This window comes from Pantoea sp. CFCC18179 (genome assembly GCF_059412405.1).
Map to the genome: position 1 here is coordinate 144374 of NZ_JBNBPM010000004.1, position 16419 is coordinate 160792.

General features: G+C 55.2%; 12 protein-coding genes. 8 read left to right on the forward strand and 4 right to left on the reverse strand.

Going from position 1 to position 16419, the window contains the following annotated elements:
• Positions 1-456: 456 nt before the first annotated feature.
• Positions 457-2001, forward strand: coding sequence for a methyl-accepting chemotaxis protein (locus ACPUC7_RS10190; protein WP_494922848.1), 1545 nt, complete (start codon positions 457-459; stop codon positions 1999-2001).
• On the opposite strand, the gene ACPUC7_RS10195 is transcribed toward ACPUC7_RS10190, so the two are convergent.
• Positions 1998-2948 carry an AraC family transcriptional regulator gene (locus ACPUC7_RS10195; RefSeq protein WP_343552313.1) on the reverse strand — a complete coding sequence of 317 codons (951 nt, stop codon included), beginning with the start codon at positions 2946-2948 and terminating at the stop codon, positions 1998-2000. The two genes, ACPUC7_RS10190 and ACPUC7_RS10195, sit on opposite strands and share 4 nt — an antisense overlap.
• Positions 2949-3051: 103 nt before the next feature.
• Between ACPUC7_RS10195 and ACPUC7_RS10200 the strand changes: the two genes are divergently transcribed.
• From ACPUC7_RS10200 to ACPUC7_RS10215, 4 genes are all read left to right on the forward strand, one after another.
• Entirely contained in the window at positions 3052-4239 is a 1188-nt protein-coding gene (locus ACPUC7_RS10200) for an MFS transporter (RefSeq protein ID WP_494922849.1), read from the forward strand.
• A gap of 288 nt (positions 4240-4527) precedes the next feature.
• A complete protein-coding gene (locus tag ACPUC7_RS10205) occupies positions 4528-4737 on the forward strand; it encodes a YdgH/BhsA/McbA family protein (protein WP_343552311.1) in 210 nt (69 codons plus the stop codon).
• 213 nt (positions 4738-4950) lie between these two features.
• The gene (gene yncE / locus ACPUC7_RS10210) at positions 4951-6003 is read left to right on the forward strand and encodes a 7-bladed beta-propeller protein YncE (RefSeq protein WP_494922850.1); all 1053 of its coding nucleotides are present in this window, start codon (positions 4951-4953) and stop codon (positions 6001-6003) included.
• Between the two features lie 122 nt (positions 6004-6125).
• Positions 6126-7766: a dihydroxyacetone kinase subunit DhaK gene (locus ACPUC7_RS10215; protein ID WP_494922851.1), complete on the forward strand. Its 1641-nt coding sequence runs from the start codon at positions 6126-6128 to the stop codon at positions 7764-7766.
• Between the two features lie 73 nt (positions 7767-7839).
• Here ACPUC7_RS10215 and sbmA read toward each other — a convergent pair whose 3' ends face one another.
• Positions 7840-9075, reverse strand: coding sequence for a peptide antibiotic transporter SbmA (gene sbmA, locus ACPUC7_RS10220; RefSeq protein WP_494922852.1), 1236 nt, complete (start codon positions 9073-9075; stop codon positions 7840-7842).
• Positions 9076-9371: 296 nt separating this feature from the next.
• Here sbmA and ACPUC7_RS10225 point away from each other — a divergent pair, with 296 nt between their 5' ends.
• The 3 genes from ACPUC7_RS10225 to ACPUC7_RS10235 are packed head-to-tail and all read left to right on the forward strand — an operon-like array spanning position 9372 to position 13215.
• Complete coding sequence (locus tag ACPUC7_RS10225) at positions 9372-10106, forward strand: gluconate 2-dehydrogenase subunit 3 family protein (protein ID WP_343552307.1); 735 nt, start codon at positions 9372-9374, stop codon at positions 10104-10106.
• A 2-nt stretch (positions 10107-10108) separates the two neighbouring features.
• A complete protein-coding gene (locus ACPUC7_RS10230) occupies positions 10109-11893 on the forward strand; it encodes a GMC family oxidoreductase (RefSeq protein WP_343552306.1) in 1785 nt (594 codons plus the stop codon).
• 11 nt (positions 11894-11904) lie between these two features.
• Entirely contained in the window at positions 11905-13215 is a 1311-nt protein-coding gene (locus tag ACPUC7_RS10235) for a c-type cytochrome (RefSeq protein WP_494922853.1), read from the forward strand.
• 79 nt (positions 13216-13294) lie between these two features.
• Here ACPUC7_RS10235 and ACPUC7_RS10240 read toward each other — a convergent pair whose 3' ends face one another.
• Complete coding sequence (locus ACPUC7_RS10240) at positions 13295-14704, reverse strand: MFS transporter (RefSeq protein WP_494922854.1); 1410 nt, start codon at positions 14702-14704, stop codon at positions 13295-13297.
• 189 nt (positions 14705-14893) lie between these two features.
• Positions 14894-16414, reverse strand: coding sequence for a p-aminobenzoyl-glutamate transporter (gene abgT / locus ACPUC7_RS10245; protein ID WP_494922855.1), 1521 nt, complete (start codon positions 16412-16414; stop codon positions 14894-14896).
• Between the last annotated feature and the right edge of the window lie 5 nt (positions 16415-16419).

The following is a 16419-nucleotide window of genomic DNA, read 5'->3' on the forward strand; positions in this document are numbered from 1 at the left end:
TGCGCAGTATTTCGGGAATGAAGTGTTTATTTGACGAGAAATGTCCCAATTGATTGTCAACTAATGTATGCATTAATTTTTTTTATTTAATATCAATAAATTCAATGGGTTGATTTTTTATTTTGATTTAAATTTTTCGTTATAAATTCAATTGATGCATCCTTAAATATCGTGATTCGGAGCTTCGAGCAAAGTCTCAATCCCTAAGTGAATAAAGTGAGATTTTAACTGAGCCTGAAGCACGTTACGTTTTCCAGCACTACTCGCCGCTAAACCTCGATTCTAACTACCCTAAATGAAAATTTATCGTTCAAACGCAGGCGATAAAGTGCGAGTCATTTCCCAAACCTGATGCAATCAGGTGAAAAACGCTAAAGCCACACGCCAAACGTGCCGAAAAGATAAAAAAGCATAATTGATTTTTTCCTTTAGCCTGCGTATTGCAAGGACACACACATGCGTAACAACCAGCCCATCACTCAGCGCGAATTCATTTTCGATGATAACGCCACGCTGATGTCGACCACCGATCTCAACAGCTATATCACCTATGCCAACGATGCTTTTATTGAGGTCAGCGGTTTTAGCCCGGAAGAGGTTAATGGCCAGCCGCACAACATGGTGCGCCACCCGGATATGCCGCCAGAAGCGTTCGCGGATATGTGGTCGACGTTGAAACAGGGCGAGCCGTGGACGGCGCTGGTGAAAAACCGCCGCAAGAATGGCGATCACTATTGGGTGCGCGCCAATGCCATTCCGGTGGTGCGCGACGGCAAAGTGCAGGGTTTTATGTCGGTGCGCACCAAGCCCTCGTCACAGGAGATCAAGCAGACGGAAGCGCTGTACCGCGATTTCCGTGAAGGTCGCGCCAAAGGCCGTCGTTTCCATAAAGGCTTAATTATTGGCACTGGCTGGCGTCGCCTCGGTTCGATTCTGAAAACCTTGCCGCTGCGCTGGCGTATCCGATCCACTTTGCTCACGCTGCTGCCGCTTGCGGTGATTGGCGTGTGGCTGCTTGGCCTCGCTCCGCTGGCGATCGGCTGCTTTGCGGGTGGCATGGCAGGACTGTTATTGCTGGCAAGTTTCTGGCTGGAGCAGCAGATTTCGCGTCCGATGGAGCGCATGTGCAAGCAGGCGCTCAGCGTGGCAACCGGCGCCAGCCACAGCGTGGAACAAATTGATCGTGTCGATGAAATTGGCGTCACGCTGCGCGCCATCGGCCAACTCGGCTTGATGTTCCGCTGGCTGGTGGATGATGTCAGCGGCCAGGCGATCAACGTGCTCAACGCCAGCGATGCTATCTCACGCAGCAACGACGAATTGAGCCGTCGCACTGAACAAGCCGCTGCCAACGTGCAGCAAACCGCCGCCACCATGAATGAAATGACCGCCACGGTGAAAAGCAACACCGACAGCGCCAAAGAGGTGAATGGTTTATCAGAGAACACCAGCCATGCGGCGATCAAAGGTGGCGAAGTGATGCAAGAAATGGTCGGCATGATGGCGGAAATTGCCGACAGTTCGAAGCGCATCGCTAACATCACCAGCGTGATTGATGGCATCGCTTTCCAGACCAACATTCTGGCGCTCAATGCAGCGGTAGAAGCGGCGCGCGCAGGCGAGCAGGGCAAAGGCTTTGCCGTGGTGGCGGGTGAAGTGCGCAGCCTGGCGCAGCGCAGCGCTAAAGCCGCCAGCGAAATCAAAATGTTGGTGGAAACCAGCGCCAGTCGCGTGCAATCCGGCAGCGATCACGCCGATGCGGCCGGTCACACCATGCAGGAAATTGTTGGGCAGGTGCAGAATGTCTCTGCGTTGATTGCGCAAATCAGCGGCGCGACGGCGGAACAAGCTATCGCGTTGACGCAGGTGAGTACCGCGGTGGAAGATCTCGACGACATCACCCATCAAAACGCCGCGCGCGTGGCAGAAAGTGCCGAAGCCTCTGAACGCATGAAGCATCAAGCCAATCGCCTGGTGGAAGCGATCAGCGTATTCCGTTAACGCTCAGCACGTTCGGCGCGTAATGCGCCGGGCGGCGTGCCGACGATGCGTTTAAAGGCGCGACTAAATGCTGCCAGCGAACCGTAACCGAGGTGGAAGGCCACGCTTTCCACCGCTTCGCCTTCATGCACAATGCGTTCTACCGCTAATCGCATGCGCAATTCGGTGAGATAACGCAGCGGCGTCATGCCGGTGGCGCTCTGGAAGCGCGCAGCAAACACCGAACGCGAACTGCCCGATTCACGCGCCAAACGCTCCACCGTCCAGTTTTCGCCCGGTTCACGGTGCATCGCCGCCATCGCCAGGCTCAAACGGGGATCGCGCAGCGCCTGCACCAAGCCGCTGCCTTTGCCGCAGCCGTTTTCCACCCAGCCACGCACGATCTGCGCCGCCACCACATCAGCCAGTCGCGACAAAATCCCGGCGAAACCGGCTTTGCGCTGGCGCGTCTCGCGTTCCATTGCATCCAGAATCGGTTGGATTTCGGGATATTGCGCCAGCAGCGTACTGACTAGCATCACATCCGGCATGGTGTGCACCAACGGCTGCATGCCGCCGAGTTCAAACGCCATGCAGGCGCTAAACAGAATCACATCGCTGTCATCGGCACACACTTCTGCGCTGTCGTCGATGGCGCACACGCTGTCGCAGATGGGTCGGCTATTAAATGTCGAAATTGGCACGCAGGTGGCCGCTTCGTCGGAGATTAACGCGTGCGGCTTGCCGTGCGGAATCAAGATGGCATCACCAGCTTGCAGCGGATAAATCACGCCGGAGGCTGAGCGGATCAGCAATGAACCTCGACCCACAAAGTGCAGCTGCGCCTTGCCCGGCGCATCGTCATATTGCAGACCAAACGGCGCGTGCAGCGCGATACGCTGATATTTCACGCCATACAGGCGCATGCCCATCAGCAATTCACTGGTCAGATCTTCATAGCGGCTCATACGAATCCAGACGAATAATCAAAAAACAAAGTTTCTGCATCATAGATCGTCTTGCATTGTCTCACTATGCTTAACGCTAAATATTTTGTGATGGGGATCACAGATGAGCCTGGATACTGAAGTTATCGAAACACCAATAGAAGTGGATAAACCGGCGTGGGGCGCAGTGTTCGCCATGGCATTTGGCGTGTTTGGTTTGATCACCGCAGAGTTCTTGCCGGTGAGCTTGCTGACACCGATTGCCGATTCACTCAGCATCAGCGAAGGGCAAGCGGGGCAAACCGTCACGGTGACTGCGTTGGTCGCGCTGTTGACCAGTTTAGTGATTGGTAATGTGACGCGCCAACTCGACCGCCGCGTGGTGATGCTGGGCTTTACCTTGCTGCTGATCGCTTCAGCGCTGCTGGTGGCCTTTGCGGAAAACCTGCCGATGATTCTGCTGGCGCGCGTGCTGCTCGGCGTAGCGATTGGCGGCTTCTGGACGCTCTCAACGGCGATTACCATGCGTTTGGTGCCGAGCGATCAGGTACCGCGTGCGCTCTCAATCGTCTTTAGCGGCATTTCGCTGGCAACCATTATTGCTGCGCCGCTGGGGAGCTATCTCGGTGGCATTATCGGCTGGCGTAACATCTTTATGCTGACGGCTGCGCTCGGCGTGCTGGCGCTGTTGTGGCAGTTCTTTACCTTGCCCGCCATGCCGCCGGTCAACAAGGCGCGCAGCGGTGGCGTGTTGGATCTGCTGCGTAAAAGCGTGATGCGCTGGGGCATGCTGGCGGTGATCATGATGTTTACCGGCCACTTCGCCTTCTTTACTTATCTGCGTCCGTTCCTGGAAGGCAGCGCACAACTTAACGTTAATCAGCTGTCGTTGGTGCTGCTGGCGTTTGGCGTGGCGAACTTCTTTGGTACCTCGCTGGCCGGGTATCTGGTGACGCGCAGCGTGTCGCTGACCTTGACCGCAATGGCGCTGGTGATGAGCGTGACGGCGTTGCTGCTGGTGAGTTTTGGCGAGGTATCGTGGTTAGTCGCAGCGGGCGTAGCGCTTTGGGGCCTGGCGTTTGGTTCGATGCCAACCGGTTGGTCAACGTGGATCTCCCGCGCGGTGCCGGATGATGCCGAATCCGGCGGTGGTTTGCTGGTTGCGACGATTCAGTTGGCGATTACCGCAGGAGCAGCGGCGGGCGGCTGGATGTTCGATCTGCAAGGTGCCGGCGGCGTGTTCCTCGCCAGCGGTGTGCTGATGCTGTTAGCCGCTATCACCATTTTCACCCGCGTTCGTCATCACGGTTAATTGATGGGCGGCATTTATGCCGCCATTTCCCGTCAGGTCGCCATTCATGGTGACCTGATTCAATCCCGCACCGCTTCACCTATCACAGCCATAAATCCTGCCTTTTATTCAAAACCTGGTTTTTTAACCGTTTGCGCCAAATCTAACCTTAACGTGCTTTTGATGTTCAAAATAATCGAACGACTACGGCAAATCTCTCCGCTTTTTACTGATCGAGTATCGGCCTACTATGTATCTCAACAAGGCGATGACGCCTTACTCAATCAAACGACCATTAAGGAATTGACCATGAAATCTATCAAAACTTTTGCTGCTGTTGTTGCTCTGACCGTTCTGCCATTCGCTAGCTTTGCGCAAAGCATCACTGCAACCGCTTCAACCATCGATGGCGCAGAAGCGCAAATCGCTGCTCAAGCGCATGAAGCTGGTGCTTCCTATAAAGTGACCGAAGCCAACTTCAACAACGGCGTGCACATGACTGCCGAGCTGACCAAATAAGTTGCGTTAACGTTCTGTGCTGACAGGGTGCCTTCGGGCGCCCTGGCGGCGTTTCTGCCCTGATAAAATCCTGTCACTTCCCTTCCGAAATGATTACTATTCTCAAAAAGTAACATCCTTCGTCAGCTCGCCTCGGGCTGTCTTTTAAACATTGGTTGTAATGTCGAGCTTTCATTCCACTGCTTAAGGCGGTGTTTTTGCTATGGAGAAGTTATGAAGGCGAATAAAAAATCATGGGCGTTGCGTCCGTTGCTGTTAGCCACGGCGCTGTTTGCTACCTCTGCGGCTATCGCGGCTGAAACGCCGCCGTTGAACCAGGTGATTTCCAAAGGTGCTTACGAACTGGCGTTCAGCAACAGCGATAACGCGCTGTTCCTCGCCACCGCACAAAGCAGCAGCGATAAAAAAGGTGGCACCGTTTATCGTCTCGATCCGCAGGATTTAGCGATCAAGCAAACCATCAATACCGATTTGCCGACCTTCGGCGCGGCCATTAACCAACAAACCAACATCTTATACCTCGGCAATACGCGTGATGCGTCGTTGACGGCGGTTGATGCCAGCAGCGGCAAAGTGATTAACACGCTGTTGTTGGATGGGCGTCAGCGCAGTGAAACCGTGCGTCCACTGCAACCGCGTCAGGTGGCGGTCGATCAGGCAACTAATCGCGTCTACATCACCGGTCTTGGTGAGCAGAGCGTAGTGTGGGTGGTGGATGGCAAAACCCTGAAACTTGTCAGCACCGTGCCGAACACCGGCAAAATGGGCACCGGTTTAGCCATCGATTCGGCAGCACAGAAACTGTATGTCACCAACGCCGACGGTGAACTGGTGACCATCAATACGCGGCTGAATGCCGTTGAAAAGCGCCAGAAAATTGATGGCGACAAGGATCACTTCTTCCTGAATATCTCATTGGATACCAAGGGAAAACGCGCTTTCCTCAGCGATTCCAAACAGTCGCAGGTGCTGGTGCTGGATCTGCGTACTCAGCAGGTGATCCACAAGATCGATGTGCCAGAATCATTGGCGGTGCTGTTCAATGCCGATCGCGATGAGCTGTACGTCACGCATCGCAAAGCCGGTGAAATCAGCATCATTGACGCCAGCAACTATAAAGTGAAGCGCACGGTGAAAGCGCCGGGCTTGCCAAACAGCCTTGCGGTATCGGCGGATGGCAAAACGCTGTTTGTCAGCATCAAGCAACCGGGCACACGCAAAGAGCCGCCGAAAAATCCGGATAGCGTGCTGCGCATCGAACTCTGATCGGTAGTTTTCTGAAACTGGAGGGCGGCTTGTGCCGCCCTTTGCATTTCCGCACTCCGCAGCGCTTTTATCGCGCTATATAAGCTACCTTGTAGGACGACAACACCATTGGAGGGAAGGCAATGAGCCAGTTTTTTATGCATGAGAAAAACGATCTGGTCAACGAAGCCATCGAAGGGGTGCTGCTCAGCACGCCGTGGCACAACCTGAGCCGCCTTGATCTCGGCGACGAGATTCGCGTAGTGGTGCGTTCCGATTGGGATAAAAGCAAAGTGGCGCTGATCTCCGGCGGCGGTTCCGGTCACGAACCGGCGCATGCCGGATTTGTCGGCAAAGGCATGTTAACCGCAGCGGTGTGCGGCGACATCTTCGCCTCGCCGAGTGTTGATGCGGTGCTGAACGCCATCGTTAATGTCACTGGCGATGCTGGCTGTCTGCTGATTGTGAAGAACTACACCGGCGACCGTCTGAACTTTGGTTTGGCCGCCGAGAAAGCCAAGAATCTTGGCTACAACGTTGAATTGGTGATGGTGCAGGACGATATCGCCTTGCCAGAAAATCCGCAGCCGCGCGGCATCGCAGGAACCGTGCTGGTACACAAAATTGCCGGTTTTGCCGCTGAACAAGGGCAATCGCTGGACGAAGTGAAAGCGCTGGCACAGCGCGCCATTGATGCCACCTCGTCGATTGGCTTGGCCTTTGCCACCTGCCATATTCCCGGCGAGAAGCGCGATGAACGTGTCGAAGCGGGACACAGTGAATTGGGCATGGGTATTCATGGCGAGCCGGGCGTGGTGACGCTGGATACGCAAAACAGCCGCCAAATCACCGGCATCATGACCGATAAACTGGCGCAGGCGCTACCGGATGGTAAACAGGCGCTGTTGTTGATCAACAACCTCGGCGGCTTTTCACAGCTTGAATTAGCGGTGCTGACGCGTGAAGTGCTGCAATCAGCGCTGGCGGCGCGCATCACTCATTTGATTGGCCCTGCGACCTTAGTCAGTGCGCTGGATATGAAAGGTTTCTCGCTGTCGCTGCTGGCGCTGGAAGAGCCATTCCTGGAAGCATTGAACGCGCCGGTTCAGGTGCTGGGTTGGGTGCCGGTGTATGACTTTGCGCCGATCAGCCTGCAACGTGCCGAGAAAATCGGTAGCGTGCTGGATTTCGATGCCTCCGAAAATGCGGAGGTGGCGAAGATTGTTGAGCGTGTGACGCAAACGCTGATCGATCTGGAAAGCGAGCTGAATGCGCTGGATGCCAAAGTCGGCGATGGCGATACCGGATCAACCTTTGCCGCCGGGGCGAAGAAGATTCAGCGTGGCTTAAAGGATAAACAGTTGCCGCTGAATGAATTACCGACCTTGCTGGCGCTGATTGGTGAGCAGTTGGCGACGGTGATGGGCGGATCAAGCGGCGTGTTGATGTCGATTCTGTTCACCAGCGCTGGGCAGCAGCTGGAAGAGGGCAGCGCGTTACCGCAAGCGTTGATGCACGGTCTGGAGCGCATGAAGCATTACGGAGGCGCGCAGCCAGGGCATCGTACTTTAGTCGATGCGCTGCAACCGGCGCTGGAAGCGTTGGTGGCTGGTGAATCACTGGCTGCGGCAGCGCAGGCGGCGAAGCAGGGCGCGGATGCGACCGCAAAAATGCAGAGCGCCAAAGCGGGGCGTTCGGCCTATCTCAATCAGCAAAGTTTGGATGGGGTGAAAGATCCCGGCGCTTATGCCATTGAGCAGGTGTTTAAGGTGTTGGCGGGGTAAAAAAGTGAGGTCGCCATGAATGGCGACCCTACGTAGGGTGCGCATTTATGCGCACCGCTTCAATGACCGCACCTTACTCAGATGCTTCGCGCATCATCTCGTCGTGCGGGATATCCTGCAAAATCTGCTCAAAACTGCGCAGACGTTTGTAGATCGACATCAGCTCGACCAGCGTTGACCATGAAGTAATCAGGTACTGGAACGATGAACGCACCTGATCAAACACATTGGTAATCTGGTTCATCAGGCCAAGCGTAATCGACGCAGTAACAATCGATGGCAACAGTAAAAACAGGCCAAACACGTTATCAACCTGCAAATAGAGGATGCGTGTGATGTTGAAATACAAGTAATGGAAATACAGGCGGAAATAGTTATAGCGCACGCGGCTGAATAGTTCGGCAACTGTTGGCGGTGCTGCGCGATCCGCATGATCTTCGCCGTAAACCAATTCCTTACGATAAGCCGCTTCAACCTTTTGATTGCGGAACTCCAGCCCCGGCAATTTAATACCGACCAGCGCCAGCAAACCGGTACCAAACACTGACCAGATAATTGCGGCAATCACCAGCGCATACGGGATGTTACCGAGAATCGGCACTTCTTTGATGTGGTGCGACAACGCCACCAGCACCGGCAAGAACGCCACCAAGGTCATGATGGCCTGGATGAAGCTGACGCCCCAATCTTCCAGCGTAGTGGCGAAGCGCATGGTGTCTTCCTGCACACGCTGAGCGGCACCTTCGACATGGCGCAGGCGTTGCCAGTTATGCATGTAGTAATTGTTCATCGCGGTACGCCAGCGGAAAATCCAGTGGCTGATAAAGAAGGAACTGATCACCCCCATCACCACCGCGATCAGGGCAATACCAAGGAAGGAGGTAATCTGGCGGTAGAACTCTTCAACAGTGACCGCGTTGGCTTTGCTTAACGCCTTCTGGATCATGTCGCCAAACGGATTATACCAGGCGTTAATCGCCACACTGACCTGCACGCTAAACCACGTAATAAAGATGATCAGCGCGGTGCCCCATACTGACCAGCGCTGCCAGGGATGGTTATCAATCACGCGCCAGGTGAGCGCAAAGATCGCGGTCATAATCCAGTAATAGGCATAAAACCACAGTTGGCTGGCATGAATGAATCGGCTGGCATTGGTCGGTAACGGCTGTTGCATCGCCGCCTGCAAGGCAGGCCAGCGTGCTGGGAAGTCACTAAAAAAGCCAAACCAGGCAAAAATTGCAATCAAACTCCAAATCGCAGCTGAGCTGAAAAACAGCGATGGCCGCGGAAAAAAGGACTTAAACATAGGCACTCCGCTGTTGTGTGTACTCTTTTATACCGTCTCAGACCGTTATCTGTCTGTTGTGGGATGTATCTGACGATGACAGCATCGCCGCTGCAATGTAAAGCGGCAGCTACAATTGTTAAGTAATTAGTGCGAATTTGTTTCTAAGAACTAATTAAACCCCAGCAATGGTGTTACAATATTTGCACTGTTACCGGTAACAGTGCTGCTGTATCCCTTAAGCTATCACTAAAAAAACAATACAACGCAACTACTTAACTTTCATGCCGCATTATATGTGGTACTGAGGCAATGTCATGTCAGAACAAAAAAATGGCCATACTCGCAGGGATTTTCTGCTGAGAACCATCACCCTGGCGCCGGCAATGGCGGTAGGCAGTACGGCGATGGGCGCACTGGTGGTGCCGATGGCCGCCGGGGCAGCAGAATCAACCGCTTCACCCCAACAGGCGCGCAGCTATCAACCGAGCTGGTTCACCGCCGAAGAATTCGCCTTTATTACTGCGGCCGTGGCGCGCCTGATCCCCAATGATGATCGCGGTCCTGGCGCGCTGGAAGCCGGTGTGCCGGAATTTATCGATCGCCAAATGAACACCCCCTACGCCACCGGCAGCAACTGGTACATGCAAGGCCCGTTCAACCCGGATCTGCCAAAAGAGCTCGGTTATCAACTGCCTTTAGTGCCACAACAAATCTATCGCCTTGGCCTGGCCGATGCCGATGGCTGGAGTAAAAAGCAGCACGGCAAAGTGTTCGCGGAGCTCACCGGCGAACAGCAAGATGCCTTGCTGACCGCATTTGAAAGCGGCAGCGCCGAGTTCCCGCAGCTGCCGGCCAAAACCTTCTTCTCCTTCCTGCTGCAAAACACCCGCGAGGGTTATTTCAGCGACCCGATCCACGGCGGCAATCAAGGTATGGTGGGCTGGAAGCTGATTGGCTTCCCAGGCGCACGCGCTGACTTTATGGATTGGGTGGAACGCGGCGAACGTTATCCGTTCCCGTCAGTGGATATTCGCGGGGAGAGGGCGTAAGCGTGGCAAATGAATTGAAAAAAGTGGACGCGGTAGTAGTCGGTTTTGGCTGGGCTGGCGCGATCATGGCCAAAGAGCTGACCGAAGCGGGCCTGACGGTAGTCGCGCTGGAGCGCGGTCCGCATCGTGATACTTATCCGGATGGATCTTATCCGCAGTCGATTGATGAATTGACTTATAACATCCGTAAAAAGCTGTTCCAGGATCTGTCGAAAAGCACCGTCACTATCCGCCACGATGCTTCGCAAACCGCGGTGCCGTATCGTCAACTGGCGGCGTTTTTGCCGGGCACCGGTACCGGCGGCGCAGGTTTGCACTGGTCTGGCGTGCACTTCCGTGTTGATCCGGTGGAGCTGAACCTACGCAGCCATTATGAGCAGCGTTACGGCAAAAACTTCATCCCGGAAGGCATGACGATTCAGGATTTCGGCGTTAATTACAACGAGCTGGAACCGTTCTTCGATCAGGCCGAGAAAGTGTTCGGTACTTCCGGTAGCGCCTGGTCAATTAAAGGCAAGTTGCAGGGCAAAGAGAAAGGCGGCAACCCGTACGCGCCCGATCGCTCCAGCGACTTCCCGCTCCCAGCGCAGAAGCGCACCTACTCAGCGCAGTTGTTCGCGCAAGCCGCTGAATCGGTGGGCTATCATCCGTATGATATGCCGTCAGCGAATACCTCTGGCCCGTACACCAACACCTACGGCGCGCAGATGGGGCCGTGCAACTTCTGCGGCTATTGCAGCGGTTACGCTTGCTACATGTATTCCAAAGCCTCGCCGAACGTCAACATCCTGCCTGCGCTGCGTCAGGAGCCGAAGTTCGAGCTGCGCAACAACTCTTACGTGCTGCGCGTCAATCTGACCGACGACAAAAAGCGCGCCACTGGCGTGACCTATCTCGACGGCCAGGGCCGCGAAGTGGTGCAGCCAGCGGATCTGGTGATCCTGTCGGCGTTCCAGTTCCACAACGTGCACTTGATGCTACTGTCCGGCATCGGCAAGCCGTACAACCCGATTTCCAACGAAGGTGTAGTAGGCCGTAACTTTGCCTACCAGAACATCTCCACGTTGAAAGCGCTGTTCGACAAAAACACCACCACCAACCCGTTTATCGGTGCCGGTGGCGCAGGTGTGGCGGTGGATGATTTCAACGCCGACAACTTCGATCACGGTCCACACGGCTTTGTTGGCGGTTCGCCATTCTGGGTTAACCAGGCGGGTACTAAACCGATTTCTGGTTTGCCCACGCCAAAAGGCACGCCGAATTGGGGCAGCCAGTGGAAATCTGCGGTTGCGGATACCTACAACCATCACATCTCGATGGATGCGCATGGCGCGCACCAATCGTATCGTGCCAACTACCTCGATCTCGATCCGAACTACAAAGATGCTTACGGCCAGCCGCTGCTGCGTATGACCTTTGACTGGCAGGATAACGACATCAAGATGGCGCAATTTATGATTGGCAAAATGCGCAAAATCACCGAAGCGATGAACCCAAAAATGATCATCGGCGGCGCGAAAGGGCCGGGATCGCACTTCGATACCACCGTATATCAAACCACGCACATGAGCGGCGGGGCGATCATGGGTGAAGATCCGAAAACCAGTGCGGTTAACCGTTACTTGCAGAGCTGGGATGTCTCGAACGTGTTTGTGCCGGGCGCTTCCGCGTTCCCGCAAGGACTCGGCTACAACCCAACCGGCATGGTCGCGGCCTTGACCTATTGGTCGGCCAAAGCCATTCGCGAACAGTATCTGAAAAACCCTGGCCCGCTGGTACAAGCATAAGGAACACGGCGATGATCAAAAGCATTTTAGCCCTGTTTCTGGGCACGATGACGTTCGCCGCCATGGCGGACGATAGCGCTTCGGACGCGTTGGTAAAGCGCGGTGAATATCTGGCGCGCGCCGGTGACTGCGTGGCGTGTCACAGCACCGAAGGCGGCAAACCGTTTGCCGGTGGACTGCCAATGGCGACGCCGATTGGCACCATTTATTCCACCAACATCACGCCAGATAAAACCAACGGCATTGGCGATTACAGCTATGACGATTTCCAGAAAGCGGTGCGTCACGGCGTAGCGAAAAATGGCGACGCGCTGTATCCGGCGATGCCGTATCCGTCTTATGCCGTGGTCAGCGACGACGACATGAAGGCGCTGTACGCCTACTTCATGCACGGCGTGCAGCCGGTGGCGCAGGCCAATAAAGACAGCGACATTCCGTGGCCGCTGTCGATGCGCTGGCCGCTGGCGATTTGGCGCGGCATGTTTGCGCCAGACGTGAAAGCGTTCCAGCCTGCGGCGCAGGAAGATCCGCAGTTGGCGCGCGGTCGCTATTTGGTGGAAGGGCTTGGTCACTGTGGCGCTTGCCACACGCCGCGTAGCATCACCATGCAGGAAAAAGCGCTGAATAATGACGAAGGGAATAATTATCTCTCCGGCAGCAGCGCACCGATTGATGGCTGGACCGCCAGCAATCTGCGTGGCGATAACCGCGATGGCTTAGGCCGCTGGAGTGAACACGATCTCAAACAGTTCCTGCGCTTTGGCCGTAACGATCACACCGCAGTGTTTGGTGGCATGACCGACGTGGTGCAGCACAGCCTGCAATATCTGAGTGATGACGATATCAGCGCCATCGCTAAATATCTGAAATCCCTCGGCGCGAAAGACACCAGCCAGGCGGTATTCACGCAGGATGATGCTGTCGCGAAAGCGTTGTGGAAAGGGGATGACAGCCAGCCAGGCGCGGGCGTGTATGTGGATAGCTGCGCCGCGTGCCATAAAACCGACGGCAGCGGTTATCAGCGCTTCTACCCGGCACTGCGCGGTAATCCGGTGGTGATGGCTGACGATCCGACTTCGCTGATTCACATTGTGCTGGTTGGCGGTACTTTGCCGGGCGTGCAAGGCGCTCCTTCGGCGATCACCATGCCGGCGTTCGGCTGGCGTCTCAACGACCAGCAAGTGGCGGATGTGGTGAACTTCATTCGCGGCAGCTGGGGCAATGGCGTGAAGTCTGGCGTGACGGCGAAAGATGTGGCGAAGTTGCGTAAGGAGTCACCTCACCAAGGTAACGCGGATATTAAGGTGTTGGAAGGGGAGTAATTTTTCCCTCACTTGATCTGGTCTTGTGCTAGATCGGTTCCCTCTCCCACTTGTGGGAGAGGGACAAACGACTCAGACCTTAAATATTTTCCAAATCCATCCCACGGGTTTTCGGCCCATAAATGCCCACCGACAGCATCACCATCAACATGCTCAACACGATAAAGGCGATCACGCCCTGGCTGCCGGCATACTGCAAAATAATGCCAATCAAAATGCTGCTAAACACCGTCGACAGGCGGCTGAACGAATAGCAGAAACCCACGGCGCGGGCGCGAATGTGCGTTGGGAAAATCTCGGTTTGATAAGCGTGATAGCTAAAGGTCAGCCACGCGTTGCTGTAGGTGATCAGGAAACCGCAGATGATCATCAGCACCGGATGGGTCATAAAGGCGAACAGTGTGCCGAACACCACCGTCATCAGCGAAGACAAAACTATCTGCCATTTGTTTTCGATCTTATCGGCGTAGCGGCTGCAAATCAGCGAACCGAGCGGGTACGCCAGCGTAATGAAAAACGCATACAGCAGGCTGTGGGTGACGGTCGCGCCTTTGCCCGACAGCAGCGCAGGCAGCCAGTTGCCGAAGCCAAAGAATCCAATCGCCTGGAAGAAATTCATCACCACCAACATCAGCGTGCGCTTGCGATAGGCTGGAGACCAAATCTCGCTGAACTTGCCTTTTTTCGGCAGTTGCGCGGCGGCATCATTATTGGAAAAATCTTCGCCTGGCTCGATGCCACAGCGTTTTTCCATTGCGCTCAGCACCTGATGCGCTTCCTGATGGCGGCCTTGTTGCGCCAGCCAACGCGCCGATTCCGGCAGGTTTTTACGAATCAGCCAGATTACCAGCGAACACACCGCACCGGCAATCACCACCCAGCGCCAGCCTTCCAGATTAAGAATGGTTTGCGGCACCAACCACCATGACATCAACGCCACCGCCGGTACCGACAGAAATTGCACGAAGAATGAGAAGGCGAACGCGCGGCTGCGCAGGTGCGCGGGTACCCATTCCGACAGATAGGTATCGATGGTTACCAATTCCACGCCAAGGCCAATGCCGACCAGGAAGCGGAACAGGATGATCATCTCGGCGCTTTGCTGGAACGCCATTAATAGCGAGAACACGCCGTACCACGCCAGCGCACACATGAAGGTCAGGCGGCGGCCAAAGCGATCGGCGTACGGCGCGAGCAAGCTGGCACCGACGAACAGGCCAAGGAAGGTGGCGGAGGCGAAAGCGGCTTGATCGGCGATGCCAAATACGCCCGCTGAACCGGTGTGGAACACGCCAGCGGCCACCAATCCGGAACTGATGTAGCCGGTTTCAAACAGATCGTAGAGTTCAAAGAAACCGCCCAGCGCCAGTAGCGTGATGAAGCGCCACAAACCAGCGGAGGAGGGCAGCGCATCGATGCGCCCGGCTAAGGTGCGGCGATCCGCGCTGATGTGATCGTTCGCCATCCCTGTCGACGTGATTGTTGTCATTGTTGTTATACCTCGGTGTTTGCAGAACCCGCTGACGGCTGAGATTGGTTTTAAAAATAATTAACCGTTAGCAAGCGAAGGAATAGCAGGATAATAAATTCAGCAGAAGTTGCCGAGAGGCGTCACGATGACATTTTGGCAACGTACGTTGCAGTTCACAGAAATGTGATCGCCGTCCGTGGCGCAGGGTTACGGCAGGCTGGGATAGACGCCCGGACCAATCGGTAAACCGAGGGCATACCACGCTAGCAGCAGCACAATCCAGCTAATGAAGAACACCACCGGATAGGGGAAGATCAGCACATAATAGGTGCCAAGTTGCGCATCTTTTTGATAGCGCTGGAGGAAACCCAGGAACAGCGGCAGGAATGGCGACATGGGGGCCAGCGGTAACACTGCGGAATCGGCGATGCGGAAAATCATCTGCGCGAAAGCCGGATGGAAGCCAAGCAGCATAAACATCGGTACAAACACTGGCGCGAGAATCGACCAAATCGCCGAGCCGCTGGCGATAAACATGCACAAGAACGCAGACAGGAACATCAAACCGAGAAACGCCGGTGCGCCGCTAATACCCGCGCTCTCCAGCACATCGGTCAGGCCAATCGCCATGAACTTGCCCATGTTGCTCCAATTAAAGAAGGCGACAAACTGCGACAGCGGAAACACCATCACAATAAAGCCCGCCATGCTTTTCATCGGATCAACCAGCAACTGCGGAATATCGTCCGGGCGGCGAATCTGCTTGGTTACCGCGCCATAGGCAATCGCTACCACAAAGAAGAACAGTATGATGATTGGCACAATGCCCTGAATAAACGGCGAAGGAATGATGCTGCCGGTTTTCGGATCGCGCAGCGGCGCGTGTTCCGGCACCACTAGCAGCGCCATCAATGCGATAAACACCAGCGCGGCGATACCGGCGGCTTTCAGGCCGCGATTCTCCAGCGCGGTCAGCGGTGGCAGGCGATCGTTATTGCCACCATTCCACGCAGGCAGGCGCGGTTCGACGAATTTGTCAGTGAGTAGCGCACCGGCGATGGTCAGCACAATTACCGAGCTGGCCATAAAGAACCAGTTGTCGATGACGCTAACATGCACGGTTTCGCTCACCGCTTTGGCGGCTTCGGTACTAATGCCGGACAGCAAGACATCGGTGGTAACGATCAGTAAGTTGGCGGTAAATCCGGACGCTACGCCGGCAATCGCCGCCAGCAATCCGGCCACCGGATGACGACCGACCGCGAGGAAGATCAGCGCACCGAGTGGCGGCATCACCACCAGCGCGGCATCCGACGAAATGTGGCTGAAGAAGGCGATAAACAGCACCATGTAGCTGGCATAGCGGCGGCTGACGCGCGAAGCCATCTTCACCATCAGCGATTGCAGCAGGCCGACTTTTTCCGCCAGACCGGCACCAATCACCAGCGCCAGAATCGATCCTAACGGCGTGAAGCCGCTGAAGTTTTTGATGATGTTGGGCAAGATCCACTGAATGCCGGCGACGCTCAGCAGGTTGTTCACCCGTACCAATTCGCCATTGGTGGGATTTTTTACCGCCACATCCAAATTGCTGATAATCGCAGTGGCTACCATCAGCACCACAATCAAATAAACGAACAATAAGAATGGGTTGGGCACTTTATTGCCGACCCGTTCAATTAGGCTGAATAGTTTGCCGGGGCTGCGGCTCTCCGTGGTGGCTTCCATTGATT

What these genes read in the sequence shown, in the direction of transcription:
- sbmA (WP_494922852.1), bottom strand. Translation starts at nt 9,075, where the DNA reads ATGTTTAAGTCCTTTTTTCCGCGGCCATCGCTGTTTTTCAGCTCAGCT.
- ACPUC7_RS10225 (WP_343552307.1), top strand. Translation starts at nt 9,372, where the DNA reads ATGTCAGAACAAAAAAATGGCCATACTCGCAGGGATTTTCTGCTGAGA.
- ACPUC7_RS10215 (WP_494922851.1), top strand. Translation starts at nt 6,126, where the DNA reads ATGAGCCAGTTTTTTATGCATGAGAAAAACGATCTGGTCAACGAAGCC.
- ACPUC7_RS10235 (WP_494922853.1), top strand. Translation starts at nt 11,905, where the DNA reads ATGATCAAAAGCATTTTAGCCCTGTTTCTGGGCACGATGACGTTCGCC.
- ACPUC7_RS10240 (WP_494922854.1), bottom strand. Translation starts at nt 14,704, where the DNA reads ATGACAACAATCACGTCGACAGGGATGGCGAACGATCACATCAGCGCG.
- ACPUC7_RS10190 (WP_494922848.1), top strand. Translation starts at nt 457, where the DNA reads ATGCGTAACAACCAGCCCATCACTCAGCGCGAATTCATTTTCGATGAT.
- ACPUC7_RS10200 (WP_494922849.1), top strand. Translation starts at nt 3,052, where the DNA reads ATGAGCCTGGATACTGAAGTTATCGAAACACCAATAGAAGTGGATAAA.
- ACPUC7_RS10205 (WP_343552311.1), top strand. Translation starts at nt 4,528, where the DNA reads ATGAAATCTATCAAAACTTTTGCTGCTGTTGTTGCTCTGACCGTTCTG.
- yncE (WP_494922850.1), top strand. Translation starts at nt 4,951, where the DNA reads ATGAAGGCGAATAAAAAATCATGGGCGTTGCGTCCGTTGCTGTTAGCC.
- abgT (WP_494922855.1), bottom strand. Translation starts at nt 16,414, where the DNA reads ATGGAAGCCACCACGGAGAGCCGCAGCCCCGGCAAACTATTCAGCCTA.
- ACPUC7_RS10195 (WP_343552313.1), bottom strand. Translation starts at nt 2,948, where the DNA reads ATGAGCCGCTATGAAGATCTGACCAGTGAATTGCTGATGGGCATGCGC.